The following is a 5,090-nucleotide window of genomic DNA, read 5'->3' on the forward strand; positions in this document are numbered from 1 at the left end:
CCTCTACCTGGTCTTCAACGAGGGCTACTCCGGTGACGTCGACCTCGCCGCCGGGGCGCCCACGCCGCTGCACGGGGTCCTGGTGGACTTGTCCGCCGGCGCCAACCTGGATCAACGTGGCCTTCCTCGGCTCGCCGGCTGTGGCGCAGCTGCTGCGGCACCGCGATCGATCTCGCGCCGGCCAAGGCGCCGGGCCAGCGCTGGCGGGCGCTGCCGGAGAGCCTGTTCCCGGCCCGCGATGTTCCTGGTCGGCCGGCACATACGGCACCTGGCACGTGTGCTGGTCGACGACGCCGGCGCGTTCTGCGGGCGGTTGGGCCACGCGTCTTCGGCCGTCAGGTGTGGCGAGAGCCGGCGGCGGACATCATCCGACGTACGGCGCGATCGCCGTGTAGCCGCCGTCCACGGCCAGCTCCGCGCCGGTCACGAACGAGGCGCGGTCCGACAGCAGCCACGCCGCCGCCTCGGCCACTTCCTCCGGGCGGGCCAGCCGCTTCAGCGCGTTCCACCCGGCGACCCGGTCGCGCTCGCCGGGAACCGAGTCGAGCCACGGCCCGGTCTGCGGGGTTTCGGTGACGCCAGGGTTCAGGACGTTGACCCGGATCCCCGAGGCGCCGTATTCGGCGGCCGCCGACTTCGACAGCCCGACCACGCCGTGCTTGGACGCGGAGTACGCGGCGGAGAAGGCGGTCCCGAAGAACGCGGCCGTGCTGGCGTTGTTGACGATCGCGCCGCCACCGGCCGCTCGCATCGCGCGGATTTCGTGTCGCAGGCACTGCGCGACGCCGGTCAGGTTGGTCGCGAGCGCCGCCTGCCACGCCTCCGGTGAAGTGTCCGCGAGCGGCGTTCCCTCCGGACCGACGCCGGCGTTGTTGAAGGCTACGTCGAGCCGCCCGAACCGGTTGACCGCCGCGGCGACGACCGCTTCGCAGCCCGCGTCCCGGGCGACGTCGGCGACCACCGCGGCGGCCTGCCCTCCCGCGGCCCGGATCTCCTCGACCAGCGCGGCGAGCTTGTCCGCCGAACGCGCGCTCAGCACCACGGCCGCGCCTTCCCGGGCGAAGAGCCGCGCGGACGCGGCGCCAATCCCGGTGCTCGCGCCGGTGATCAGGGCGACCTTTCCGGCCAGCAGCATGACGCGACCTTAGATCACCGCGCCGGGCAAATCCACGGTTCCCGCAAAGGGCGTTCCCCGGAAGGAAGGCGCGGGTTCCGGCGGAGTGTGCGGGCTATGCGGGGTCCCGGCGGGCCACGACCCGGTACGCGTTGGACCACCCGCGACGCCGCCCGAAGGGTGCACTGCTCCGGTCTGCCGCCGAGGCCAGTACGAACAAGGGCACGCACGCGACGAACGTGGCCTTGCGCAGGATCCGCCGCCACCGCGTCGGCGGGGCGCCCCGCCACGGAAGATCCTCCCCGGCGATCGTCAGTGCGTTGACCGCCATGATCGACGCGGCCAGCACGTCGATGGCGCCATGCGGCTCGGCACGTTGCTCGGCGACCACCGTGAATCCGCGGGCCGCCAGCTCGGCACGGAGGTTGCCGATCGGCATCAGGTTCAGATGCTGGGGTTGCAGCCAGGGCATCCACCACCGGCCGAGCAGCTTCGCCCAGCGACATTCCGGATCGGGCAGCTCGATCGCCAGCAGCCCGCCAGGCCGCACCACCGTCATCGCCGCCGCCAGCTCTCGCTGGGGTTCCGCGGTGTGTTCCAGGTAGTGGTACATGCTGACCACGTCGTAACGCCCGGCGAGCTCCTCGGCCAAGTCCACGAACAAGCCCCGGTAGCCGGTACGGATCCGGCCCTGCCGACGCGCCAGGTCCACCCCGTCGCCGAGATCGAGGCCGTCGAACTCGACTCCGGGCAGCACCGCGGCGGCTTCCTTGCAGAAATGCCCGTGTCCCATGCCGACGTCGAGCCACTCACCCGATGCGCCGGCTTCCCGGGCCAGCTCGGCCCGGGAGCGATAACCCGCCCGGTTGCTTTCGAACATCCCGGTCATGTTCTTTTCGCCGAGCCCGTCGTAGCAGTCCCGGTAGTAGAACTCGAGCCCGACCGGGTTCAGCCGAGGGTTCTGGAAGACGTGCCCGCAGTCCCGGCATTCGTCGAGCACGAACCGGCCCGGCTTGTGCTGCAGCAAGTCGGTCGTGCGCAACCGGCCCCGAAGCGCAATAGAGTCGCACCACGGACAGCTGGTCCGGCGAGGCTCGAAGAACCGATCCACACCGCCGGCCAGGTCTTCCAGGTAGGCCGGGCGGCGCGAGGCGACCGGATCGGCTGGCGTGTCGTCCTCGATCATGGAGGCGAAGCCTAGTGCGCGAACAACGGGAGGTGCACCGTCGAACGGACGAAAGTGCGCCCTTGTCTTGCAGCGCACGCGAAGAGGATGGAGCCCTGCCGTGCGGGGCGTAGATCCCGGTCAGTGGCCCTGGTGAGCAGATCCAGCTGTACCCGGTCACTTTGGTGTGGGCGGAGAGCGCCATCAACTCCGCGGCGTTGCGGGCGATACGGTTCATCTCACGCACGGCCAGGATCACCGGCTGGTCCGGCGCAGCGGTGCCACACATCGAGTCGACGGCCAGGCCGGTGCGGAGCGTGGCGCGGACGGGACAAGACAGCGAGACTGCTTCGATGGTTTCCGAATACGCCCAGACCGACCGATTCCGCGGTGCTCGTATCCACCTCTGCGACCTCGCCGGCCTCGAGATCCGCGATTGCGAGGTGAACAGTCTGAAGATCGTCGACTGCTACGGCAGCGACGTCTACCTCGGTGGCTACTTCGAGCGCCTCGTCGTCAACGACGTCGACGTAACCGCTTACGTCGAGGCCGAGCTCGACCGCCGGCACCCCGCGCGGGCGCTGGCGCGGAATGCGGCGTCCCCCGAGGACTACCGGGCCGCTTGGGACGCCATCGAGACCCTGTGGGGCACGACGCTCAGCCGGGCGAGGCTGTTGCCCGAGGCCAAACTTCATGAGCAGGTCGATGGCGAATGGTCGTTCGTCGAGACACAACGACATCTGCTGTTCGCCTGCGATGCTTGGCTCGGCAACGCCGTGCTCGAGGAGGAAGCGCCCTACCACCCGTTGGGGTTCCCCGCCGGCGGGGCGCCGTCCGACGAGGCGACGAAGCTCGGCCTCACCGTCGAAGCCACCCCGACATTCGAGGAGGCGCTTGCGCCGCGGCTCGCCCGCATGGCCGCGATGCGACGTGTGGTCGACGGGCTCACCCCGGCCGAGCTCGACCGGGTGTGTGGTCGCAAGCCGGCTGATATGTATCCCGAGCAGGAGTACGTCGTGCGCCGCTGCCTCAAGGTGGTGCTGAAGGAAGAAGCCGAGCACCACCGTTACGCGGTGCGCGACCTCGCGGTGCTCGAGGCGGGTGTCTGACCCGCGCTAGTCGCCGAGCGGTTCTCTGGCCAAGTGCCGCTGGACGGCGTGATCAAGAACTCCGCGGAGGACGGATTTCGACTCAGCGCCGAACGCGGGTGGTCGCCCGACCCCGGAGCCTTTGGCCGCGCGGCGGGCGATCCGCCGGTCTCGCATCGCCTGGCGGGTCGAGGGATGCGAATACGCCTTATCCGCGATCACGTCTCCGACCGGCAGCGGGCCGGCCTGGCCGATCCGGGCGACGCTGCTGCCGTCGAACAGCGGCAGCAGCTGCGGTCAAGCCGCTGCCTGCGACCTTGTCCGCCACGGCTTGAACGTCCGCAAATGCCGCAGGTGGCGCGCTCCCCGACCTTGTGCTGCGAGCGATCTCACCGAGCATCGGAGGTCATGGAGCCCTCGGACCTGGACGAAACGGTGTTACGACTGGCGGCTATGGCGTACCTCGGACGCTATACCGGCGCTTCGCGGACGCATTCGGAGTCGGACCTGCGGATCTTCTTCACCTGGTGCGGCGAACGCGATGTTGCCCCGCTGGCAGCGCGCCCTGCGCAGATCGAGCTGTATGTGCGCTGGATGCAGGAGGTGCGACGATTCAAGCCCTCCACGGTCTCGCGCAGGATGTCAGTGGTCACCGGCTTCTACCGCACCTGCGTCATCGACACCGTGCTCGAGCACTCGCCGGCGGAGTACGTCCGGCGCCCGACGGTGCCCAACGAGTCACCGACCCTCGGCCTATCCCACCTGCAGTTCGAGGCGTTGCTGAGCGCGGCCCGGGAATCGGTCAACCCGTTCGACTTCGCGCTGGTCGCGATGCTCGGACTACTCGGCCTCCGAGTGTTCGAGGCCTGCGCCGCGGACATCAGCGACATCGGCGAGGAACACGGACATCGGGTGCTGAGGGTGGCTGGCAAGGGCGGCAAGGTTGTCTTGGTGCCGCTGCCGCCGGCGGTCGGCCGGGCGATCGACCGAGCCGTCGGCGACCGCGAGCACGGTCCAGTCCTGCTCAACCGACGAGGCATCCGCATGGACCGGCACTGCGCCACCCGCCGGCTGCGCAGGTTGGCCGAGGCCTCGGTCGTGCGGCTCCCGCGGATGCACCCGCACATACTTCGCCACACCTTCGTCACCACGATGCTCGACGCGGGCGTCGACCTGCGCGATGTCCAGATCGCTGCCCGCCATGCCGACCCGCGCACGACCATGCGTTACGACCGGGCCCGCAAGAACCTCGACCGGCATCCGAACTACATCCTGGCGGCGTACATGGCATCCGCAACCTGACACCCAACGCACTGTCGACGTCGGCGACGCGCCCCACCAGGTCGGCGAGCGCGAGCAAGGCGGCGGGCTATAGCCGCAAACTCGTCGATGGAGCGATACCGGAGCAGAATGGTGGCCAGCTTGCGCAGCTCGTGGTCGGTCAGTTCACTGAGCCTTGCCTTCAGCGGACGGACGGCCGGGGGAGGCAGGACGGACCCCCGGATCAGGCTTCGGGCTGTCGATCGGCGCGCTGGCCGCTGTCGAGGCCGGATCGACCATCGTGCACCTGCACGCCCGGCACTCCCCCGCCATCCAAATGCCCAGCGCCTGCATCACCCGCTGACGCCGGCGCGTCAGCCTGCAGGAGTAGGTCGAAGGGGTGCCGCGGGGCTCGATCGGGGCCGCGCGGCACCCCTTCGGTCGTCTTGGACAGGGCGAATCG

Annotated in this window: 4 protein-coding genes and 1 pseudogene; 2 read left to right on the forward strand and 3 right to left on the reverse strand. The window is 69.9% G+C overall.

Annotated elements, in window-relative coordinates; translation table 11 throughout:
* Positions 1-364 precede the first annotated feature (364 nt).
* On the reverse strand, positions 365-1,135 hold the full coding sequence (locus tag AB0F15_RS32595; protein WP_360278809.1) for a glucose 1-dehydrogenase: 771 nt from the start codon (positions 1,133-1,135) through the stop codon (positions 365-367).
* A gap of 94 nt (positions 1,136-1,229) precedes the next feature.
* The gene (locus AB0F15_RS32600; protein WP_360278812.1) at positions 1,230-2,300 is read right to left on the reverse strand and encodes a class I SAM-dependent methyltransferase; all 1,071 of its coding nucleotides are present in this window, start codon (positions 2,298-2,300) and stop codon (positions 1,230-1,232) included.
* A gap of 332 nt (positions 2,301-2,632) precedes the next feature.
* Between AB0F15_RS32600 and AB0F15_RS32605 the strand changes: the two genes are divergently transcribed.
* On the forward strand, positions 2,633-3,388 hold the full coding sequence (locus AB0F15_RS32605) for a DinB family protein (protein WP_360278815.1): 756 nt from the start codon (positions 2,633-2,635) through the stop codon (positions 3,386-3,388).
* Between the two features lie 84 nt (positions 3,389-3,472).
* On the opposite strand, the pseudogene AB0F15_RS32610 reads toward AB0F15_RS32605, so the two are convergent.
* Positions 3,473-3,589: pseudogene (locus tag AB0F15_RS32610) on the reverse strand (IS5/IS1182 family transposase); the annotation flags it as partial.
* 417 nt (positions 3,590-4,006) lie between these two features.
* On the opposite strand from AB0F15_RS32610, the gene AB0F15_RS32615 reads away from it, so the two are divergent.
* Positions 4,007-4,669: a tyrosine-type recombinase/integrase gene (locus AB0F15_RS32615; RefSeq protein WP_360278820.1), complete on the forward strand. Its 663-nt coding sequence runs from the start codon at positions 4,007-4,009 to the stop codon at positions 4,667-4,669.
* Positions 4,670-5,090 lie beyond the last annotated feature (421 nt).

Source organism: Amycolatopsis sp. NPDC026612 (assembly GCF_040638285.1).
In the GTDB taxonomy this organism is placed as follows: domain Bacteria; phylum Actinomycetota; class Actinomycetes; order Mycobacteriales; family Pseudonocardiaceae; genus Amycolatopsis.

What these genes read in the sequence shown, in the direction of transcription:
- AB0F15_RS32600 (WP_360278812.1), bottom strand. Translation starts at nt 2,300, where the DNA reads ATGATCGAGGACGACACGCCAGCCGATCCGGTCGCCTCGCGCCGCCCG.
- AB0F15_RS32595 (WP_360278809.1), bottom strand. Translation starts at nt 1,135, where the DNA reads ATGCTGCTGGCCGGAAAGGTCGCCCTGATCACCGGCGCGAGCACCGGG.
- AB0F15_RS32615 (WP_360278820.1), top strand. Translation starts at nt 4,007, where the DNA reads ATGTCAGTGGTCACCGGCTTCTACCGCACCTGCGTCATCGACACCGTG.
- AB0F15_RS32605 (WP_360278815.1), top strand. Translation starts at nt 2,633, where the DNA reads ATGGTTTCCGAATACGCCCAGACCGACCGATTCCGCGGTGCTCGTATC.